A 21,892-nucleotide genomic window follows, 5' to 3' on the forward strand; every position below is an offset into this window, starting at 1 on the left:
AATCTAGTTTCACAAATTATGCTTAATTTTTTTAAAACAACTAATGAAAAAGAAAATACAACCTATCTTTTCGTTAACTCATTCTTCGCGTTTAAAGCATTAAACTCTATAATTAAAGCTTCTTTTGAAACTTTTAAAATTGAAACATATAAATTAAAATCTAAAGAAAATAGTTTAATTATTGATTTTAATATCGAAGAAAAAAAAGATATCTTAACTTCATCAAGACTTCGTTTTCTTCAAAAAGAAAATATTATTTCCGTTTTTGCTGAATTGGTTTCAATAAGACTTGACAACTATAGTGAAACAATTATTCCTTTAAAAACAGAGGTATCAAAACTTGAAGTTTTTAAAGCCATTCAAAACCATATTTTAGAAGCTCAAAACGACGGCTTATATGCGTTAAGAAATAAAGAAGGCATTGACTTTGTTCAAGAAACAAATCCTTTTACAAAGAACTATATATTTCATCAACTTAATAATGATGATTATGTTTTAGCTATTTTAAACATTAGTAGTATCACATTTAAAAAAGATCTTAAAACCCCCAAAGACACTAAATGGTACTTTGTACTCACTTCTACTAAAAAACTATTAATTGGGACAACTAAAGACAGTTTTAGCTCTATAAATATATCAAGTGAAAAAATAAAAATCAAAGAAGCAATAGGTAGAGATACTGTTTCTGGAGATTCTTTTACATTCTTGACTGAATTGATGAACGATAATTACTACACAAGTATACTTCCAGCAATTAAAGCTACAAATAACAGATTAGACATCTTTACAGACTGCTTACTTAAATCTTACAATAACAAAACAGAATATTTAGAATTAGCCTCACGTGCTTATTACTTTCAATACAAACAATCTAGTTTAAAAACCCATGAACTAAAAAGTGATCTCATCAAATATTTAGAGTCTTTTAAAATAAACGATAAACAAGAAAAACCTATAATCGATGTTTTAAAGAAACATAGTATAGATTCAACTTTATTTGGAAACAACCTAGTAGAAATAGTTATTTCTTGGGAATTAAGCTACAAAACAAAATTTGATTTATCTAAACTGCTTTTCAAAACTCAAGACATTACAGCTATAAAAAACAGTATCTATTACCAAACCTATTTTAGAACATTATTCTTAGAAAAGGAAAAGAATGAAGAACACATATTTGAGTTTAATTTAAAATATGCTAAAGCATTAACTAAAGCCTCATTTTTCTCTAAAGCTATTTTAGTTTACAACACTATATACGATACATTACCAGATGACAGTATTACAGATCTATTACCCGGAAATAAAACAAATCTTTTAAAAGGAGAAAGTGATCGATTACTAAAAATTTCTATTTTAGAATCTATATTAGAGTCTGAAAAGAAAGCCAAACTAGACACCTCTAAAACATTAATTAAACTTGCTCAATTACAACCATTATTACAATCAAGAATTGAAGCTTTAAAAACAGTTGACAATTACAAAAACAAAGCTAACACTATAATCAATGTTATGCATTTAAAAGATATGCAGTATAATAATATTGATTATGAAGAAGAATATTATAATAAACTAAACAAAACACAAGTTCTAAAAAATGTTGTCCCAGAATGTTTTAAAAATGCTAACGGCTTTTTTGATACTTTAAACACTTACATAGCGACTATTAAGCAACCAAATTATGATGCTGTTATAGCTTTCTCTGATAAACTAACAAAGGCAAATTACCCATATATACATAAAGACATTACTAACATTTGTTATGCTTTAAAAATAAACACTCCTGAGTGCTATATTGGTAGAGCCAATTATAGTAATGTAATTATAGGAGTAGAAGGAAAACCTAATTATTTAATAATTGGTAATGATTTTATAGACAGTAACAGCGATAGACAATTAAATTTTAATGAATTAAAATTTCTGATAGCTATAGAATTAGCTCACATTTATTTTGAACATTCAAAAATCACATCAACAGATGTTTGGCGTGGAGCTGCCGAAAAAGGTTTTTCTGTTATTAATGTTTTACTCACAGTACTGCCTTTTGCAGGAAGTATTGGTGGTATGTTAGGTAATTTTGTCAATATTGAAAAGTACTCAAAAATATTTAACAAAGTAGAAAAAGCTTCTAATGTTATAGAAAAAGGCCAAAACATAATTGATATTGGAGAAAAACTAAATATTAACTCATTAAACAAGAGTAATACAACAAATAACTCTCAAGATTTATTAATTACTTCAAGGTTAATGGAAATAATAGCAGACAAAGTTGCTTTATTATTTTGTAATGATCTAAATGCTGCTATAAAAAGCATAATATCTAGTTCTAAATTATTTGAAGAAGAGGTCATAAATATTGAAAGATATAATCTATCTAAATTATTAGAACGCACTAATGAAAATGATGAGTTCTACTATCAAGAAACTATTATAAGAATAAAAAACCTTTGTGCTTTTTATCTCTCTGACACTTATGAGCTTTTAAAAAACAAACTAAAAGTTAATTAAATAAAACCATTGTTTTTAGCATGCATAATAGCTTGTTCACTTGTTTCTACTAGTAAAGCAGGAACTAACTTAAAATTTTCTAGCAAATTTTCAACCCTAAGCATTTTCTTTTTGTGTTTTACACTTCTTAAATAAATAGCTATAATCCTATTTGGAAACTGTTCTGCTATTTCAATATAAATATCAGGATCATGTTCTCCACTATCTCCAATTAAAATAAATGGCAAACTTGGATACGTCTTTAATAAATTGATAATTTCTTTTTGCTTTTGTGGCTTATCATTTTCAGATTTCCGCTTTAATATATTACTAAAGCTACGAAGTAAAATAGGACCTTTAGGAAAATTGTTTTGTTTTAAAAACAATTCTAGATAGCGATATAAATTCCAAGGACTATGACTTACGTAGAAAATAGGATTTGCATTATTACCATCTTTTCCTTTATGTAATAAATGATAAAGTTCTGCAGCTCCTTCTAAGGGCAATCTACTTTTAGCAGCTTTAAAAAAGGTATTAAATAATACTCTCCATTTTAATTTAGAAACCACACCTGTATGTAATATTGTATCATCAATATCACTAGCTATACCAAATTGCGCTTTAGATGACGGAATTAAAATTTCTGCTGCAAAACAATTTTCTCTCTGAATTTTTCTATTGAGATTAAGATTACTATAAGCAATTTCACAAGATAGCCAACCTTCATTATTAGTTAATTTTTTTAAACCTTCTAATTGCGCTTCTATTTTAAAATAACCTTTATTATTGGTTTTAGTTTCCAATACAACTCCATTAGGTAATTTAATATTTAATGAAGCTTGTTTTATTTCATCTGTCTCAAAACGCTTCCATGTATTGATTAATAAACTAAACCAGCCTTTACTTTCTAAATCTATAGATTCATCCTCTAAAGCTCTTCCTCGTATATAAAAATGTGTATTAGTGCCATAGCTTTGAAATGCTATTATTTGCAGCGGATCTCTTTTAAATATTGACATATATAAGTGGTCGTATTTAATATCATAAAGTAACAAAAAACCACGCATAAAGCGTGGTTTTATAATTATAAAAATAGATAGATTAGTTTTTTACCTCAACCTCTATATCTTCCTTTAATGCTTCTACTTTAGACTCTACTTCTTGAAGAGTTCCTTCTACTACTTCTTCAGTCGTTTCAGTTTTTCCATCTTTAGTTACAGCATAAGTTACTACACCTTTTGCATTTTTATCGTCTGTAGCATTAACTTCAACTTTAATTTCTTGCCTAACCTCTGTCTTATCCTGAACCATAGCCATTCCTTCCTCAGTATGACCTCCTAAAATAGGAGCCACAACTAAACCTATTAAACATGTTAACTTAATTAAAATATTCATAGATGGCCCAGATGTATCTTTAAATGGATCTCCAACAGTATCTCCTGTAACAGCTGCTTTATGAGCGTCACTACCTTTATAAGTCATCTCTCCATTAATCTCTACACCAGCTTCGAAAGATTTTTTAGCATTATCCCAAGCTCCACCAGCATTGTTTTGGAAGATTGCCCAAAGTACACCAGAAACTGTAACTCCAGCCATATAACCACCTAACATTTCAGCAATCGCTAAATTATCCATCCCAAAAATCATAGGAACAAAAGCAATTACTAAAGGGAATCCAATAGTTAATAAACCTGGTAACATCATTTCTTTTAAAGAGGCTTTAGTAGAAATAGCTACACATTTATCATATTCTGGCTTCCCAGTACCTTCCATAATTCCTGGAATATCTCTAAACTGACGACGTACTTCTTCTACCATTTCCATAGCGGCCTTACCTACAGCATTCATTGCTAACGCAGAAAATACTACTGGTACCATTCCTCCAACAAATAACATGGCTAATACTGGAGCTTTAAAGATGTTAATTCCGTCAATTCCTGTGAACGTTACATAAGCAGCAAATAATGCTAAAGACGTTAATGCTGCAGAAGCAATAGCAAATCCTTTACCTGTTGCAGCAGTTGTATTTCCTACTGAATCTAAAATATCTGTACGTTCTCTTACTATAGGCTCTTGTTCACTCATTTCAGCAATACCACCTGCATTATCAGATATTGGTCCAAAAGCATCAATTGCTAATTGCATAGCTGTTGTAGCCATCATTGCTGAAGCCGCTAATGCTACACCATAGAACCCAGCAAATGCATATGATGCCCAAATAGCTCCAGCAAATAATAATACAGAAGGGAATGTAGAGATCATACCGGTTGCTAAACCAGCAATAATGTTTGTTCCTGCTCCAGTAGATGATTGTTGTACTATATTTAAAATTGGTTTTTTACCTAATCCTGTGTAATATTCAGTAACTGAAGAAATCACGGCGCCTACAAATAAACCTACTAATGTTGCATAGAACACACGCATTGAAGAAATCTCTTGTAAACCTTCACCAAAGAAATTCATTTGCATTGTTTCTGGTAACATCCAATAACATAAACCAAAACACGCAACAGCCACTAATACAATTGATGTCCAATTACCTACATTTAAAGCGCCCATTACTTGAGATTCTTTTGCTTCGTTATTTTTAATTTTTACTAGCATTGTTCCAATGATAGAAATAATTATTCCTACTCCTGCAATTGCCATTGGCAATAAAATTGGACCAATACCACTAAAAGCATCACCAATATTTCCACCCATGTCTTTAATAACATAGTTTCCTAATACCATTGCTGCTAATACCGTAGCTACATAAGACCCAAATAAATCGGCTCCCATACCAGCTACATCTCCTACATTATCACCAACATTATCTGCGATAGTTGCAGGGTTACGAGGATCATCTTCTGGAATACCAGCTTCTACCTTACCTACTAAATCTGCTCCAACATCTGCAGCCTTCGTGTAGATTCCTCCACCAACACGTGCAAATAACGCAATAGATTCTGCCCCTAATGAAAAACCAGCTAATGTTTCAAGAACGATAGTCATATCATCAGTATTTGTCCAAGCTCCATCCATAAAAAAGTGAAAGAAAAATATAAAGAATGCTGTTAATCCTAAAACGGCTAAACCGGCAACTCCTAATCCCATTACCGTTCCTCCTCCAAAAGAAATATTTAATGCTTTTGGCAAACTAGTACGTGCTGCTTGAGTAGTTCTAACATTAGTTTTTGTTGCTATTTTCATGCCTATATTACCTGCAAAAGCCGAAAATACTGCTCCAAAAATAAAAGCTATTACAATAAGCCAATGTGTTGTTGGCACTACAAATGAAACAATAGCTAAAAGTATACTTACTACAACTACAAAAATGGTTAATAATTTATACTCTGCACTTAGAAAAGCTAATGCGCCTTCATATATATGATCTGAAATCTCTTTCATTTTACCATCTCCCGCATCTTGTTTCATCACCCATTTTTGCTTAATAAACATGTAAATTAAGCCTAATATCGCCAATGCAATTGGCACATAAATCATCATTGCTTCCATATTAAATTTTTAGTTTGATTAGTTTTTAATGAACGCTAATGTAATAAAATCAGTGTGAAGTAAAAAATATTTTGAAACTGACATTTTTTTAATAATTTTTTTATCAATTTAATAACACTAATTTAACTTACAACTGATAATGAACACAATAGCTAGCAAAGATTCGAACCCAAGGATATAAACGACTGATTAACAATTATTAGAGCATAAAAAAAGCCTACTCTATAGAGTAGGCTTTACTTTATAATATTTAAAATATTAGTTTTTTACTTTATTCTTAAATTTATCAAACTCACCTTGCTTAACTTCTTTTGGCCAAGAATTATTAGATGTGTCTACATCTGCCGTTTCTAAATCTGGATCAACAGTAATGCTAACAATTTCCTTATCTGATGCTACAGCTTTTCTAGCTGTATTTTCATTCAATCTCCATATTTGAGCAGGATATGTTTCTCTTTTAGAAGTTCCATCTGCATATTTATACTCAACAATAATTGGCATAACTAAACCTCCTGGTTTTTCAAATTTCACACTATAAAAGAATTTAGGTTGCTTCATATTTGCTCTTTCTTGTGGCGTAAAGTTATCCATCAAATATGTTTTAAGTGGAGTAATACTTTCTGCTGACTCACTCTTCATAGATTCCTGAAAATCTGGACTGCCTTCTTCAACAAAGAATACTAGGTTATTTTCATCTAAACGACGTGATCTTTTTGCCATGTCTAATCCTTTTTGATTTGGCTTAGCTGTGATATAGTATTTTTTCACCTCACTAATTCCAATATCTACATAATCAGTAGTATAAAACCAACCTCTCCAAAACCAATCTAAATCGAATGCAGAAGCATCTTCCATTGTACGGAAAAAATCTTCTGGAGTAGGGTGTTTAAACATCCAACGCTGAGCATATTCTTTAAATGCATAATCGAATAATTCTGGCCCCATAACAGTTTCACGCAGAATATTTAATGCTGTTGCAGGTTTCCCATAGGCATTATTTCCAAATTGGTATGTATTTAAACCTTTAGTCATAATTGGAGCTATATAATTTTGATCTCCACCCATGTAATACGTAATATTTTTTGCAGGTCCACGACGTGATGGATATGCTGTTTGTCCAGGTGATAACGCTGCAGGATACCATTTAGCAAAATCTTGTTCAGCTACATATTGCATAAAAGTGTTTAATCCTTCATCCATCCATGTCCATTGACGCTCGTCACTATTTACAATCATTGGGAAGAAATTATGTCCAACTTCATGTATAATTACAGACATCATCCCAAATTTAGTTCTGTCTCCAAATTTTCCATTTTTATCTGGACGACCATAATTCCAACAAATCATAGGATACTCCATACCTTGTTGCTTTGCATGTACAGAAATTGCTTTATGATATGGATAATCGAACGTCATACGAGAGTATGATTTTAAAGTACTTGCTACGGCTTTTGTAGACCAATCTTCCCATAATGGATTTCCTTCTTTAGGATACATTGATACAGCCATTACATCTCTATTCCCAATTTTAACAGCCATCATATCCCAAATGAAACGTCTTGATGTTGCAAAACCAAAATCACGTACATTTTCTGCATATAATTTCCAAGTTTTCTTTTTAGTAGACTTCTTTTTTTCTGCTGCTTCAGCTTCGGCTTGAGTAACAATTACAACTGGCTCATCGTAAGATTTTTTAGCTTTATTGTAACGCTTCATCATCTCCTTTGTATATACCTCTTTTCTATTCGTTAATACACCTGTACCATCCAGAATATGATCTGCAGGGACAGTAATATTTACTTCAAAGTTTCCAAACGGCAATGCAAATTCATCACGTCCCCAGAATTGAGAGTTTTGCCATCCTTCTACATCACTATATACAGCCATTCTTGGATAAAACTGCGCTATAACATAAGCTCTATTATCGTCTTCTTTAAAATACTCATAGCCTGAACGTCCTCCTTGTTTTGTATGATCGTTAATATTATACCACCATTTAATTGAGAACGTAAATTTACCACCAGGGTTTAAAGCTTGAGGCATATCTATTCGCATCATAGTACGATTTATCATGTGAGATAATGCTTTACCGTTTTCATCTTTAACTGCCTCAATATTAAAACCGCCATCAAAACGTTCTGCCATATAGGCACTTGTAAAACTTGAAGGTGATTGTGCTGGTGAAATACCACTACCTCTAATTAAAGGGGATTTTGAATCTCTAGCACGTACATTTTGATCTAATTGAACCCATAAATACTTTAAAACGTCTGGAGAGTTATTTGTGTAAGTAATAGTTTCAAAGCCAGATAATTTAGCGTTAACATCATCTAATTCTAAATCCATTTTATAATCAGCTTGCTGCTGGTAATATGCAGATCCAGGAGCACCAGATGCAGCACGATACATGTTAGGACTTGAGAACTCGTCGTATAGCTGCTTGAATTTGTTGTTATTTTGGTGACCTTGCTGTCTTTCTTTTTTTTCTTGTTGCGCAAATACACCAACAGTAACGAATAAAAAAGAAAGAAAATAGTACTTTAATTTGTTCATTTTAATTTGATATTTTCAGAATAAGGGCTGAAATTAACAAATTTTAACGTCTCTCAAATCCTTTTATTAGAAGTTTAACATTCCTTTATCGTTTTCGGGAATTAGAATAAAAGATTTATTTCTTTTATTAATAGACGTTCTTACAATATTCTTTTGATCGTTAAATATATCGAATAGTATCTTATTTGTTATACTAAATGAATTTATACGCTCTACATTTTCAATTTCTAAATAACATTGCACCACATCTTCATCGTATTCTTTGCCTATAAAAACAACCTCTGTTTCTTTTTCGTCTATAGTGATTTTTAGTTTTGAAAGTAAATATTTTTTAATATAATTATCTATCTCTTTTTCATCTCCATTAGAAGCTAAAGTGATTTTTTCATCATAACGTTCTTTTAAAAGCCTTTCAAGGTCATCTATAAAAATGCGAGTAATTATTTGAACAGATTGCTTCTCTTTAACATACTCAATTTTGGTAATGCTAACATAATATTTATGTATACTAGTATATGCTATAAATGACAATGCCAATAAAAGAATCAACCTTTTAATATATTTCATAGAATTAAAATTTCAATTACAAAATTACTTAAATGAGTCAAAAAGTATTCCAATACTAATATTTATTCTTTAGAATTTAAATTTTCTTTATACTTAATATATTTTTCTTTCATAAACTCTAAAGTAATCAAATCGCTACCCGAGCATTTTTTTGTAAAATCTTTATCTTCTGCACAGAAATAGAAAAAATCCATTCTTTTGTCTTCATCTAAAGGATTATCATTAAAAAAAGATTCAGAAAGTCTTGATTTTACCTTATACATTAAAGCCGTATTAGCTTCTAGGGCTACTCGTTTTTTAAGCATTTTAGTTCGACCTGAAATCGCATTGATAACTGCTATCAAAGATACAGAACCCCCAAACCCACCAAGTGACCCACCAGCTTTTGGCGTAAGATCTGAAGCTTCTTGTAAACGTCTTTCACTTTGGGTTTTTGGTTTTCCTGTATACCCAGGAATACCTAAATCATAAAAATTAATATCTCGTTTTGTTCCAGCATTAGCAATATCTTTTGTCAAATCGCCAGTTAAAGTATTTCCAACTATTACCTCTTGCAACTCATTGACATATTGTTCTAATTTTACTTTTACCGTTTTTGTAGTTATATGTTTTTGAGTAATTATAATTGTTTTAGGTCTGTATTGAATAGATGAAAAAACTAAAGTGTCATTTTTTTCTGCTTCAATTTTAAAAACACCTAGTTTATTTGAAGTTGCAAAAAGGTTTTTACTTTTATTTATAACATGGATACTTTCTAGATTATCTTCTGCCTCTACTCTTCCTAAGAGCTTTGTATTTTGAGCACTTAAAACAGTACAAAAAAAGAAAAAGATTAAAACGTAATACTCTTTAATTCTTCTCACTTTTTTCATTTAAAAAAACCTGACTTTTATTGTGTAGATATTCTATTAACTCAATTTCTTTACTTGGTTCTAAAAGTGCATAATCAAAATTAGACTCTTCTAAATAAACAATAAACTCGTTAACTTTTTGTTCTGGAATATTATAATTCTCTATATAATATTCGTTTTTAAAAACAGTTGCAAGTCTAGAAATTGGCACTTCAAATTTAACCCCTATTTTATTTTTTTTATTTTGTCTTTTCTTATTCTTTTTATTTTTTGTTTTAAAAATAGCATCAACCAATAATCCTATAATAGCCATTCCATTTGCTTGATATCTTATTCTATCATTTTGAGAGCCTATTGCAATATTATCTACTCCTGAATGATGATCATCTGGTAATTCTATTGCACTAACATCGCCTAGATTCGGCATTAATACTGGTTTATTAACCTTTGCATTAGCGACATCTACTTCGAGATTTCCTGTTAAATCATATTGCAATAAAACAACCTCATCTAGAGTATTAACTTGCTCCTTCAAGTATATTCTTAAAAATTTAGAGTCTATTACATTTTGCGTAACTTTTGTCTTAAAAGATTTAAATTGAATTGCAGATATTTGTAATTCATCATTAAGCGCTACTTTTATTTTAAATCTTCCAATAGAATCTGTAACTGCTCCTTTATTAGACGACTCATTATAAATTGTAACATTATCTAAATCATCAGCACTAACAATAATTTCTCCAGAGACTTCAATACTTTCAACATTTTGAGAATTAACACAAAACACTGATACAAAAAGCATTGTGAAAAATAAGAGCTGTTTCATTTTGGTTCGTTTTTAGTATAGTAAAGAACGGCTTTCAATTCTTAAGGAAAATTAAAAACTCCTTTAAACTTTTGTTAAAAACATAGTTTATATAAATTTACAACAAATAATTTAGAGAATGAAAAACATTATTATAGCAAGTACTTCAACCGTTTTTGGAGGTAAACCATTAGACTATTTGTTAACTGAGCTTGAAGAGTTATTTAAGGATACTTCAGAAATTCTTTTTATCCCATATGCAAGACCTAGTGGTATTTCTCATGATGAGTACACTAACAAAATAGCTAATGTTTTTAGTGCTATAAATAAAACAGTTGTTGGTATACATAAGTTTGATACAGCATCTGAAGCTATCAAACAAGCTAAAGGTATTTATGTTGGAGGAGGCAATACTTTTGTATTAGTTAGTCAATTATATAAAAACGATTGCTTAAATAGCCTTAAAGATTCAATAAATAAAGGAATTCCATATTTAGGAACAAGCGCTGGGAGTAATATCTGTGGCTTAACTATGAGTACAACCAACGATATGCCTGTAGTCTATCCTCCAAGTTTTAAAACATTAGGGTTTGTTCCATTTAATATTAATCCTCATTACTTAGACCCGATTCCTGGAAATAAACACATGGGAGAAACAAGAGAAACTCGTATAAAAGAATTTCATCAATACAATACACAACCAGTGATTGGTTTACGTGAAGGTAGTTGGCTTAGAGTTAAAGGGACTGATATTCAATTAAAAGGGCAACTACAAGCTAGAATTTTTGAATATAAAACGCAACCCTATGAAATAGAAACAAACACGTCTCTTAATGATTTAAAATAAAAAAGCTTCATCTATATGATGAAGCTTTAAAGAGCGAGAGACCAGGTTCGAACTGGCGACATTCAGCTTGGAAGGCTGACGCTCTACCAACTGAGCTACTCTCGCATTTCCGGATGCAAATTTAACAATAAAACTTAAATACCAACTATTATCACATTTATTTTTATTGCATTTCATCGACTATTTCAACCTTTTATCGATAACATGTTTTATGCATCGAGCTATATGCCCTTAATACTACGTAACATTATAATTTTAATAAAAAAGCCTCATTATAATGAAAAAATTAGTATTAATAATAGCATTAGCATTTTCGGCCAACCTATTTGCACAAGTAAAAATAGGAGACAACCCAAATACCATAAATACTACTTCAATACTTGAACTAGAAAGTACGGAAAAAGTATTAGTTGTTACTAGAGTTTCTAATATTGAAATGAATGCTATAACTCCACTAAATGGAGCAATAATATACAATACCGATGAAGAATGTTTATTTCAATATAATAATAACACATGGAATAGCTTATGTGTTGACGTTATGTCTAATGAAACTGTCACATCAATAACTCAAAATACTGATGGTACTTTTACTTATACTGATGAAAATGGAAATGATACTATTATTTCCATAAATGATCAAGATAGTAATCCTACTAATGAGCTTAACCAAACTGTTGTTCTTAATGGTACCAATCTTGAAACAACTGATGCTGGTGGTACTATTACTACTGACCTTTCTTCTTTAGACCAATCTACTGAAGTCACTACAAATGCGACTAACATTGCAACTAACACAACTAATATTGCTACAAACGCTACAAGTATTGCAGACCATATTGCTGCAGATTTAGATATAGATGCTACTAACGAAATTCAAACTGTTGAATCTTCTGATGGTTCGGTAAACGTTACTAACGATGGTAGTGATAATTACGATTTATCTATTACCATTCCAGCTAATAACGATAACGATTCTACTAATGAGCTTAACCAAACTGTTGTTCTTAATGGTACCAATCTTGAAACAACTGATGCTGGTGGTACTATTACTACAGATCTTTCTTCTTTAGATCAATCTACTGAAGTCACTACAAATGCGACTAACATTGCATCTAACACAACTAATATTGCTACAAACGCTACAAGTATTGCAGACCATATTGCTGCAGATTTAGATATTGATGCTACTAACGAAATTCAAACTGTTGAATCTTCTGATGGTTCAGTAAACGTTACTAACGATGGCAATGATAATTATGATTTATCTATTACTATTCCTGCTAATAACGATAACGATCCTACTAATGAGCTTAACCAAACTGTTGTTCTTAATGGTACCAATCTTGAAACAACTGATGCTGGTGGTACTATTACTACAGATCTTTCTTCTTTAGATCAGTCTAATGAAGTCACTACAAATGCTACTAATATCGCAACAAACACAACTAATATTGCAGACCATATTGCTGCAGATTTAGATATTGATGCTACTAACGAAATTCAAACTGTTGAATCTTCTGATGGTTCGGTAAGCGTTACTAACGATGGTAATGATAATTATGATTTATCTATAACCATTCCAGCTAATAACGATAACGATTCTACTAATGAGCTTAACCAAACTGTTGTTCTTAATGGTACCAATCTTGAAACGACTGATGCTGGTGGTACTATTACTACTGATCTTTCTTCTTTAGATCAATCTACTGAAGTCACTACAAATGCTACTAACATTGCTACAAATACTACCAATATTGCTACAAACGCTACAAGTATTGCAGACCATATTGCTGCAGATTTAGATATTGATGCTACTAACGAAATTCAAACTGTTGAATCTTCTGATGGTTCGGTAAACGTTACTAACGATGGTAATGATAATTATGATTTATCTATAACTATTCCAGCTAACAATGATAACGACTCTACTAATGAGCTTAACCAAACTGTTGTTCTTAATGGTACCAATCTTGAAACAACTGATGCTGGTGGCACTATTACTACTGATCTTTCTTCTTTAGATCAATCTACCGAAGTCACTACAAATACTACTAACATTGCTACTAACACTACCAATATCGCAACAAACACAACTGATATTGCTACAAACGCTACAAGTATTGCAGACCATATTGCTGCAGATTTAGATATTGATGCTACTAACGAAATTCAAACTGTAGAATCTACTGATGGTTCGGTAAATGTTACTAACGATGGTAATGATAATTACGATTTATCTATTACCATTCCAGCTAATAACGATAACGACTCTACTAATGAGCTTAACCAAACTGTGGTTCTTAATGGCACCAATCTTGAAACGACTGATGCTGGTGGTACTATTACTACTGATCTTTCTTCTTTAGATCAATCTACCGAAGTCACTACAAATGTGGCTAACATTGCAACTAATACTACCAATATCGCTACAAACACAACTGATATCGCAACAAACGCAACTAATATTACAGACCATATTGCTGCAGATTTAGATATTGATGCCACTAACGAAATTCAAACGGTGGAATCTACTGATGGTTCGGTAAACGTTACTAACGATGGTAATGATAATTACGATTTATCTATTACAATTCCAGCCAATAACGATAATGACTCTACTAATGAGCTTAACCAAACTGTGATTCTTAATGGCACCAATCTTGAAACGACTGATGCTGGTGGTACTATTACTACAGATTTATCCTCATTAAATCAAAGTGCTCAAGTTGCAACTAACATAGCTTTAATAGCAACCAACACTACTAATATTGCAACTAATGCAGCTGGCATTGCAACAAATGCTTCAGATATTGCTAATCATATAGCTAACGATTTAGATACAAATGCTACTAACGAAATTCAAACCGTAGAATCTACAGACAATACAGTTACTATAACTCAAAACGGAAATGACTATGATTTAAGTGTCACTCCTTTTGATGATACTGCTTTACAAACGCAAATAACTCAAAACGCAACTGATATTACGGCTAATACAACTAGTATCTCAACTAACACAACGGACATTGCAACTAATGCAACTAATATCTCTACTAATACAACCAACATTTCTACAAATACTACTAATATTACTGCAAATACAACTGCTATAAATAATCATATTGCTAACGATTTAGATATAGATGCAACTAACGAAATTCAAACTGTAGAATCTTCTGATGGCTCTGTATCGGTTACTCAAAATGGTAATGATTACGATTTATCTATTACTATTCCCACTAACAATGATAATGATGCAACTAATGAAATTCAAAACATTTCATCTAATAATTCTCCTGGTAATATTACAATTTCAAGTGGTTCAACATTAAACTTAAATGTAGATGATGCAGATGCAGATGCGACTAACGAAATCCAAACATTAACGCAGACTGGTAATAACATTACCTTATCTAATGGTGGCGGAATGATTTCTGTGGCTGACAATGATAGTGATAGTAGTAATGAACTTAACGAAACTATTATTTTAAATGGAACTAATTTAGAAACTACAGATGCTGGAGGTACTATTATCACAGATTTATCTTCGCTTGATGAAAGTGCAGCTGTAGCTACTAATACAACAAATATTACAACAAACACAGCAGATATAGCAACTAATGCTACGGGCATAACTACTAATGCCGCAGATATTGCAAGTCATATTGCTTCAGATTTAGATACGGATGCTACAAATGAATTACAAGATATTTCATTAAACGGAACAGAGTTATCCTTATCTAATCCTGCAACTCCAGGTAACCTTGTAGATTTAACTGGACAAATTACACTACCTATGTTTGCTAATGGAGCTAATACTAATGATGAGATATATTGGAACGGCACTCAGTGGGTTTATGGAACAAGAGTCGCTACGGTTAATAATATTACTCCAGACCCTAGTGGAAATGTTACTATTCCTATAGGTAATGTTTATACTGGACCAACAACATCAACATCTGACATTGGACCAATTGAAGTTGGAGGTACTCCGCAAGAAGGAGATATTTATGTTGTAAATAGTAGTGCTCCAGATCCTGCTCAAGTAGGAGCAACTTACATTTATGATGGAGATACTGCTACTTGGATTCCAATCGATCCATTTAATGCAGCACTTTATGATCCAAGATATGTAAATGTAACTGGAGACACAATGGTAGGAAATCTAGACATGAGTAATAATACAGTTACTGGCTTAGGAACTCCAACTGGTGCTAGTGATGCTACACCAAAGTCTTATGTTGATAACATGTCATTAGTAGAGAACAATAATGGAACTTTTAGCTTAAATAAACCTGATGGAACAGTAGACACAGTAAATAAAGCATCTTTAACTGCTAATCCTGATGGCTCTTACACTTTCGATAATAATGATGGCACACCTGTTACTATAGATGTTACTAATTTAGAAACGACTACTACAATAACAGATAATGGAAACTTAACTGTTACCTATATAAATGAAGATAATCTATCTACAACATTTTCAGTTGCAGATAACGATAATGATAGCACTAATGAAATTCAAACAATTGCATCTGCAGATGCTTCGGTAACAGTAACACCAACTGGAAATAATTATGATTTATCTGTTACTATCCCTGCTAACAACGATAATGATAGCACTAATGAAATCCAAACACTTTCGCAAACCGGTACTAATGTAACATTATCTAATGGTGGAGGCACTATTTCTGTTGCAGACAATGATAATGATGCTTCTAATGAAATTCAAACAGTAGCATCTACTGATAGTTCTGTAACTGTAACTCAAAATGGAAACGATTATGATTTATCTGTAAGTATTCCTGCCAATAATGATAATGATTCTACTAACGAAATTCAAAATATTTCATCAAATAATTCTCCTGGTAATATTACAATTTCAAGCGGCTCAACATTAAACTTAAATGTAAATGATGCTGATGCTGATGCGACTAACGAAATTCAAACTGTAGAATCTACAGACGGCTCTGTAACTGTAACTCCAAATGGAAATGATTATGACCTTTCGATTACAATTCCTACTAATAATGATAATGATAGTACTAATGAATACAATACAACTTTTGAAGTTTCTGGTAATAACTTAGCTATAACTGATGCAGGAAGTACATTAAATGTACCGCTAACAGATATTGATTCGGAAGTTACTCAAACTGTAACAACTGGTAACACTATTGCTACCCACGAAAGTGCAAGTGGTACTTCTACAGACATAATTGAAAGTAATACTACGTTATCTCAAAATGACTCAAGTCCAACTGGAGAAATAACATATAACAATGAAGCTGGAATTCCAGTTACAGCTCAAGTAATTGGAGCAGAAACAGACAATCAAATAGAAGTTGGTGCTAACGGAGGTGCATATTTAGGTCCTACAGTATATACTGGCTATTTTATTATCTCTAGTGAAGGAGTAACAACCGTAACTGGGATTCCGTTTCAACCATCTCAAGTAACATTTACTGCAAATGCAAATGTAGAAAGCCTAAATATTGATAGTGATAATGGTACTGGCAATAATGATAGAGGCATAGATAACTCATATGGAACAATGAATGGCTTTGTTAGAAACATTGGAGGTACGTTAACTCAACAAGCAATGTTTGTTGGAGGTCATGGAAATTCTATTAATGATATTTCAAGATATGCAAGCAGCACAAACTGTATTGGTATAAGATATGGAGATCAAAACGGAAGTAGCTTAGGTAAAATTGAAGGCGCATTTAATAGCTTTACTGCAGATGGTTTTACTATTAATGTTAATTATACAGATGGCGTGATTACAGTTAATAATGGTAATGCTTTAGTAGATGTACAGCCTGAGGATGTTAACAATGAAGCTTTACTAGTAATGTTTACTGCATATAAATAAATCGACGATATGAAAGTTATAAAATATATAGTATTGTTATTATTCCAAGTAAGTATTGCTCAACAGGCGTTTCATAATTTTGGAAATGTACAAATACACAATCAAGGTGAAATGGGTTTCCATATAGATTTAATTAATGATGGAACATTTAACGAAAATTTAGGGTTAGCTGGTTTTTATAATGAAGACAACTCTTTGTCTGTCTCTGGTTCTCAAATACCACGATTCTTCGATATGGAAGTTGCTGTAGATAATGATTTGTATCTTGATATAAATACAGAAGTTTCTAATACTTTGAGTTATATAACAGGAGACGTTATTACACCAAGAAACAATTCTATTATATCATTAGACTATTTAAACAATTCTATTTATGCTTTAGAAAATGATCTAAGACTAACTGATGGTTATGCATCATATACAGGTGATGATTCTTTTAGATTCCCTATTGGACAAGATAATAAGTTAAGGCCATTAATAACTCCATTTCAATCCAACAGACCTAAATTTAAAGCTGCTTATTTTAACGAAGACCCTAATTTCTCATCTACTTTTTCTCAATCATTTGACACTAACATTTCTGAAACAATAATTAATGCAGTTAGCAAAGAAGAGTTTTGGGATTTTAACGGTACAGAAAAAACATTAGTTACATTAACTTGGAATCAAGAAAGTCAAATACCTTCTTTAGTTAATGATTTAATGAACTTAAGAGTTGTTGGATGGAGTATAGCAGAAAACAAATGGTTAGACTTAGGTAATACAGCTATAACTGGAGACTTAAATAATGGCACAATAAGTTCTTTTGAATTTACACCAAATGATTATGAAATAATAACATTTGGAGCCTTAATAGGAAGTGACGGCCTTGTGGTATATAATGGAATCAGTCCTAATGGTGACGATCTAAATGATTTCTTTGTAATTGAAGGTGTTGAATTATTTAAAAATACTTTAAAAATATTTAATAGATGGGGAAGAACCGTTTATGATGCTACAAATTATAAAAACACGTTCAATGGGGTCTCAAACAAAGAAATTGTTGGCAGCTCCGGAAGCAAACTCCCAGTTGGAACCTATTTTTATGTGCTACAATTAACAGAAGAAAATAAGAATTATTCTGGCTGGATTTATATAAACTATTAATTATAATGTTTTATAAAAATGATAGCCATAAATTTCATAGCCTTCATTATAATAAAACTTATGTGACGGATAATTTTGAACATAAGTATTTAATTCTGAAGTAGTACAACCTTTTTCTTTAGCATAATTATACAACCATTTAAAAAATTGTTTCCCAAGACCTTTTCCTTGATATTCAGTTTCAATATATACATGATCGACTTCCATAGACATCCCACAATAATGCCTAGTTTGAAACCACAAACCACTTATACCAATTAATTTACCATCATCAAAAATGCCAGCGCATTCATAATTTTGTTTTATCATTTCAGCAAAACGTTCTTTTAAAACAGCATCAGAGTTTTTATTATTGCTAAGTTTTTGAACTAATGGAATAATAGAATTAATATTAGAAGGCTCAATAATTTTAAAGGTAAAAGGCATTTTTTATTTTTAGTAAAAATAATTAAAATCATTAAGTTTGAAAGATGAAAGTTATAATTAAAACTGAGAGGTTATATTTAAGAGAATTCACTAATGATGATGCGATTCATTTTTACCAAATGAATTTAGATGAAGATGTTATAAAATATACAGGAGATGTTCCTTTTAATTCTGAAGTAGAAGCTAAAGATTTTCTTTCAAAATACAAACAATATGAACTATATAAGATGGGACGATGGGCAGTTTGTGATAAACAAACCAATGATTTTTTAGGGTGGTGCGGACTCAAATATCATCCAAAAGAAGATATTGTAGAAGTTGGTTATCGCTTTTATAAAAAATACTGGAATAATGGTTATGCTACAGAAAGCACAAAAGCATCTATAAAGTATGGATTTGAAACTTTAAAATTAAAAACCATATACGCTCATGCTCATATTAATAATTTGGCATCACTTAAAGTCATTGAAAAATGTAAATTACAATATGTGACCCAAAATATCTATGACGGTATGCCTGCAAACTTATATAAAATAGAAAACCCATACCTAAGAATAAGAACAAGGGTAGAGATAGCCTAAAATTAATGTTATATATGAGTTTCAAAAAAAATCATTTTAAAAAGTAATCATCTAATTTTCAGAGCTCTACTTATAAAAGAAAAGAATATAAAATGCTAATCACATAATGTTAGTATTATAGATTTAAACTTGTACAATTGTAATCACTTTACAACTAATGGAGATGCTTTCGCATCTCAAAAATTGGCACACATTATGTAATATATAAACTAATATGAATAGAAGGCATTTTATAAAACAATCAAGCTTAGCAGGTATTCTAATCTCTTTACTACCTCAAACAATTATTTCCAACACTTTAATTTCTTCAGAAGAATTAATAGGAAAAGGAAATCCAGTACTTTATGGAGAAGGTTATAAACTAAGAGAAGAAGCTCATATTGCTTTTAAAAAAATGCAAGCAGAAGCCTTTAAAAGCAATATCAAAATTGGGGCAGTATCTAGCTATAGAAGTTATGCTCATCAAAAACGTATTTGGGAGCGAAAATTCAAAAAAAATAAAAATAACGGACTTTCAACTCAAGAAAACATTAAAAAAATCATAGAATACTCTACTATACCAGGAACATCAAGACACCATTGGGGAACAGACATTGACATCTACCAGACAAATGTAAAACAGCCTCGAGGAGTATTGATAGCCAATAATTTTCATAATAATGGTGCATTTTGCAAACTAAAAGAATGGATGGATACACATGCAAATACTTATGGTTTCTATTTAGTATATACAGATTTACCTAATAGAAAAGGATTTAAATACGAACCATGGCATTATAGTTACAAACCACTTTCTCAAGATTACCTAAAAGCATATAAAAAACTAAATATTTCAGAAATACTACAAAAAGACAACTTACTAGGTAGTAAAAATTTCTCTGAAGACTTTATAAATCAGTATACAAAAGAAAATATTTTAGATATTAATCCCGAACTTTTGTAACTTTAAAACATTAATTAAAATTAACTAACGATGAGAAGAGGTGGACTTAAAGGGCGATTATTAATAGGTTTAGCAATTGCTGGCTTTTTTGTAATTAAACATTATATGAGTAGAGAAACAAATCCTTATACTGGTAAAGTACAAGCAATTTCTATGACTCCAGATGAAGAAATTCAAATGGGATTAGCCAGTATTAATCAAATGGCAAATCAACATGGTGGTTTATATCCAAATGAACAATACCAAGCTTTGATAGACCAAGTAGGCATGAAATTAGTAAATAATAGTATTGCTAAAGACACTCCATATCAATATGATTTTCATCTATTAGCGGACGAAAGAACAATTAATGCCTTTGCTTTACCTGGAGGACAAATATGCATTACTTATGCGCTATTTTCAAAATTAAAAAATGAAGACCAATTAGCAGGAGTTTTAGGTCATGAAATTGGTCATGTTTTAGGTAAGCATTCTGCTGAGCGTATTGCAAATAGCAAGATGTGGCAAGGTTTAAGTACTGCTGGATCTGTTGGTGCAGATATGGGTGGATTAGTTAGTCAAATAGGAAATGGAACATTATTAAAAAATGGCCGTGGTGATGAATTAGAAAGTGATGAACTAGGTGTGCGATTTATGATGCGTGCTGGTTATGATCCTGAGGAAATGATAGGCGTTATGCAGATTTTAAAAGATGCCGCTGGCCCAAATAGAGTTCCTGAATTTCAAAGCTCACATCCAGATCCAGAAAATAGAATAGAAAATATTAGAGAAGCCATAGAAAAATACAGACGTCAATAAATCTCTTTTAAAATGTAACATAAAAAAGCCTTGTTATAATAACAAGGCTTTTTTGTTTAAAATCAATAGATTCTATTTTACTTTTTTTTCAATTTTTTTTTGATAATGTTGTACGCTTCATTCGCATTAGATGCCTTTGCATAAGACAATGCCGTTTTCCCTTTACTAGACTTAGCTTTTATATCTGCTCCTTTATCTATTAAAAGTTTTAGAATTTCTACACGATTATACTTTGCTGCATACATAATTGGAGTCATCCCTTTAGATCTTCTTTCCAAATTTTCCCCTAATTTAATTAGTTTTTTTACTGTTTCTATATCTCCTTTAGCTATAGCTGTACAAAAAGAATTTACCTCATAAACAGATTCAATTCCGTAATTATTGTAATCAGAAATACTCGTGTCTGCATTTACGTTTGCTACTGAGAAACTTAATGCAATTGCTGAAATAATGATTGTTTTTTTCATGATGAATGTTTTAATTGATTATATGATTTGTTTTTTTGATTATAA

Annotated in this window: 15 protein-coding genes and 1 tRNA gene; 7 read left to right on the forward strand and 9 right to left on the reverse strand. The window is 31.2% G+C overall.

Annotated elements, in window-relative coordinates:
- The first annotated feature begins 18 nt into the window (after positions 1-18).
- A complete protein-coding gene (locus Q0997_RS11640) occupies positions 19-2,505 on the forward strand; it encodes a hypothetical protein (RefSeq protein WP_299889042.1) in 2,487 nt (828 codons plus the stop codon).
- Here Q0997_RS11640 and Q0997_RS11645 read toward each other — a convergent pair.
- The 6 genes from Q0997_RS11645 to Q0997_RS11670 form a co-directional block, all read right to left on the reverse strand.
- Positions 2,502-3,503, reverse strand: coding sequence for an App1 family protein (locus tag Q0997_RS11645; RefSeq protein ID WP_299889170.1), 1,002 nt, complete (start codon positions 3,501-3,503; stop codon positions 2,502-2,504). The genes Q0997_RS11640 and Q0997_RS11645 overlap by 4 nt on opposite strands.
- 82 nt (positions 3,504-3,585) lie before the next feature.
- Positions 3,586-5,982 carry a sodium-translocating pyrophosphatase gene (locus Q0997_RS11650; RefSeq protein ID WP_299889044.1) on the reverse strand — a complete coding sequence of 799 codons (2,397 nt, stop codon included), beginning with the start codon at positions 5,980-5,982 and terminating at the stop codon, positions 3,586-3,588.
- 258 nt (positions 5,983-6,240) lie between these two features.
- A complete protein-coding gene (locus Q0997_RS11655) occupies positions 6,241-8,535 on the reverse strand; it encodes a M1 family metallopeptidase (RefSeq protein ID WP_299889046.1) in 2,295 nt (764 codons plus the stop codon).
- Positions 8,536-8,601: 66 nt separating this feature from the next.
- Complete coding sequence (locus Q0997_RS11660; protein WP_299889048.1) at positions 8,602-9,102, reverse strand: DUF6702 family protein; 501 nt, start codon at positions 9,100-9,102, stop codon at positions 8,602-8,604.
- 62 nt (positions 9,103-9,164) lie between these two features.
- Positions 9,165-9,965 carry a hypothetical protein gene (locus tag Q0997_RS11665; protein WP_299889050.1) on the reverse strand — a complete coding sequence of 267 codons (801 nt, stop codon included), beginning with the start codon at positions 9,963-9,965 and terminating at the stop codon, positions 9,165-9,167.
- Positions 9,952-10,779 carry a carboxypeptidase-like regulatory domain-containing protein gene (locus Q0997_RS11670; RefSeq protein WP_299889052.1) on the reverse strand — a complete coding sequence of 276 codons (828 nt, stop codon included), beginning with the start codon at positions 10,777-10,779 and terminating at the stop codon, positions 9,952-9,954. The genes Q0997_RS11665 and Q0997_RS11670 overlap by 14 nt, the downstream gene beginning before the upstream one ends.
- Before the next feature lie 118 nt (positions 10,780-10,897).
- Between Q0997_RS11670 and pepE the strand changes: the two genes are divergently transcribed.
- A complete protein-coding gene (pepE, locus tag Q0997_RS11675) occupies positions 10,898-11,605 on the forward strand; it encodes a dipeptidase PepE (protein ID WP_299889054.1) in 708 nt (235 codons plus the stop codon).
- A gap of 32 nt (positions 11,606-11,637) precedes the next feature.
- Here pepE and Q0997_RS11680 read toward each other — a convergent pair.
- Positions 11,638-11,710: transfer RNA gene (locus Q0997_RS11680), tRNA-Gly, on the reverse strand.
- 172 nt (positions 11,711-11,882) lie between these two features.
- Here Q0997_RS11680 and Q0997_RS11685 point away from each other — a divergent pair.
- Positions 11,883-17,486: a hypothetical protein gene (locus tag Q0997_RS11685; protein ID WP_299889056.1), complete on the forward strand. Its 5,604-nt coding sequence runs from the start codon at positions 11,883-11,885 to the stop codon at positions 17,484-17,486.
- A gap of 9 nt (positions 17,487-17,495) precedes the next feature.
- The gene (locus Q0997_RS11690; RefSeq protein WP_299889058.1) at positions 17,496-18,632 is read left to right on the forward strand and encodes a gliding motility-associated C-terminal domain-containing protein; all 1,137 of its coding nucleotides are present in this window, start codon (positions 17,496-17,498) and stop codon (positions 18,630-18,632) included.
- Here Q0997_RS11690 and Q0997_RS11695 read toward each other — a convergent pair whose 3' ends face one another.
- Positions 18,633-19,058 carry a GNAT family N-acetyltransferase gene (locus tag Q0997_RS11695; protein WP_299889060.1) on the reverse strand — a complete coding sequence of 142 codons (426 nt, stop codon included), beginning with the start codon at positions 19,056-19,058 and terminating at the stop codon, positions 18,633-18,635.
- 44 nt (positions 19,059-19,102) lie between these two features.
- Here Q0997_RS11695 and Q0997_RS11700 point away from each other — a divergent pair, with 44 nt between their 5' ends.
- The 3 genes from Q0997_RS11700 to Q0997_RS11710 all read left to right on the forward strand — a co-directional run bounded on the left by Q0997_RS11700 (position 19,103) and on the right by Q0997_RS11710 (position 21,380).
- Positions 19,103-19,639, forward strand: a complete 537-nt coding sequence (locus Q0997_RS11700; protein ID WP_299889062.1) for a GNAT family N-acetyltransferase — start codon at positions 19,103-19,105, stop codon at positions 19,637-19,639.
- 214 nt (positions 19,640-19,853) lie between these two features.
- A complete protein-coding gene (locus Q0997_RS11705; protein ID WP_299889064.1) occupies positions 19,854-20,582 on the forward strand; it encodes a M15 family metallopeptidase in 729 nt (242 codons plus the stop codon).
- A gap of 30 nt (positions 20,583-20,612) precedes the next feature.
- Positions 20,613-21,380: a M48 family metalloprotease gene (locus Q0997_RS11710; protein WP_299889066.1), complete on the forward strand. Its 768-nt coding sequence runs from the start codon at positions 20,613-20,615 to the stop codon at positions 21,378-21,380.
- A 77-nt stretch (positions 21,381-21,457) separates the two neighbouring features.
- Here the strand turns inward: Q0997_RS11710 and Q0997_RS11715 are convergent, their stop codons facing one another.
- Positions 21,458-21,847, reverse strand: a complete 390-nt coding sequence (locus tag Q0997_RS11715) for an ankyrin repeat domain-containing protein (protein ID WP_299889069.1) — start codon at positions 21,845-21,847, stop codon at positions 21,458-21,460.
- Between the last annotated feature and the right edge of the window lie 45 nt (positions 21,848-21,892).

Source organism: uncultured Lacinutrix sp., from assembly GCF_947500325.1.
Taxonomy (GTDB): domain Bacteria; phylum Bacteroidota; class Bacteroidia; order Flavobacteriales; family Flavobacteriaceae; genus Lacinutrix.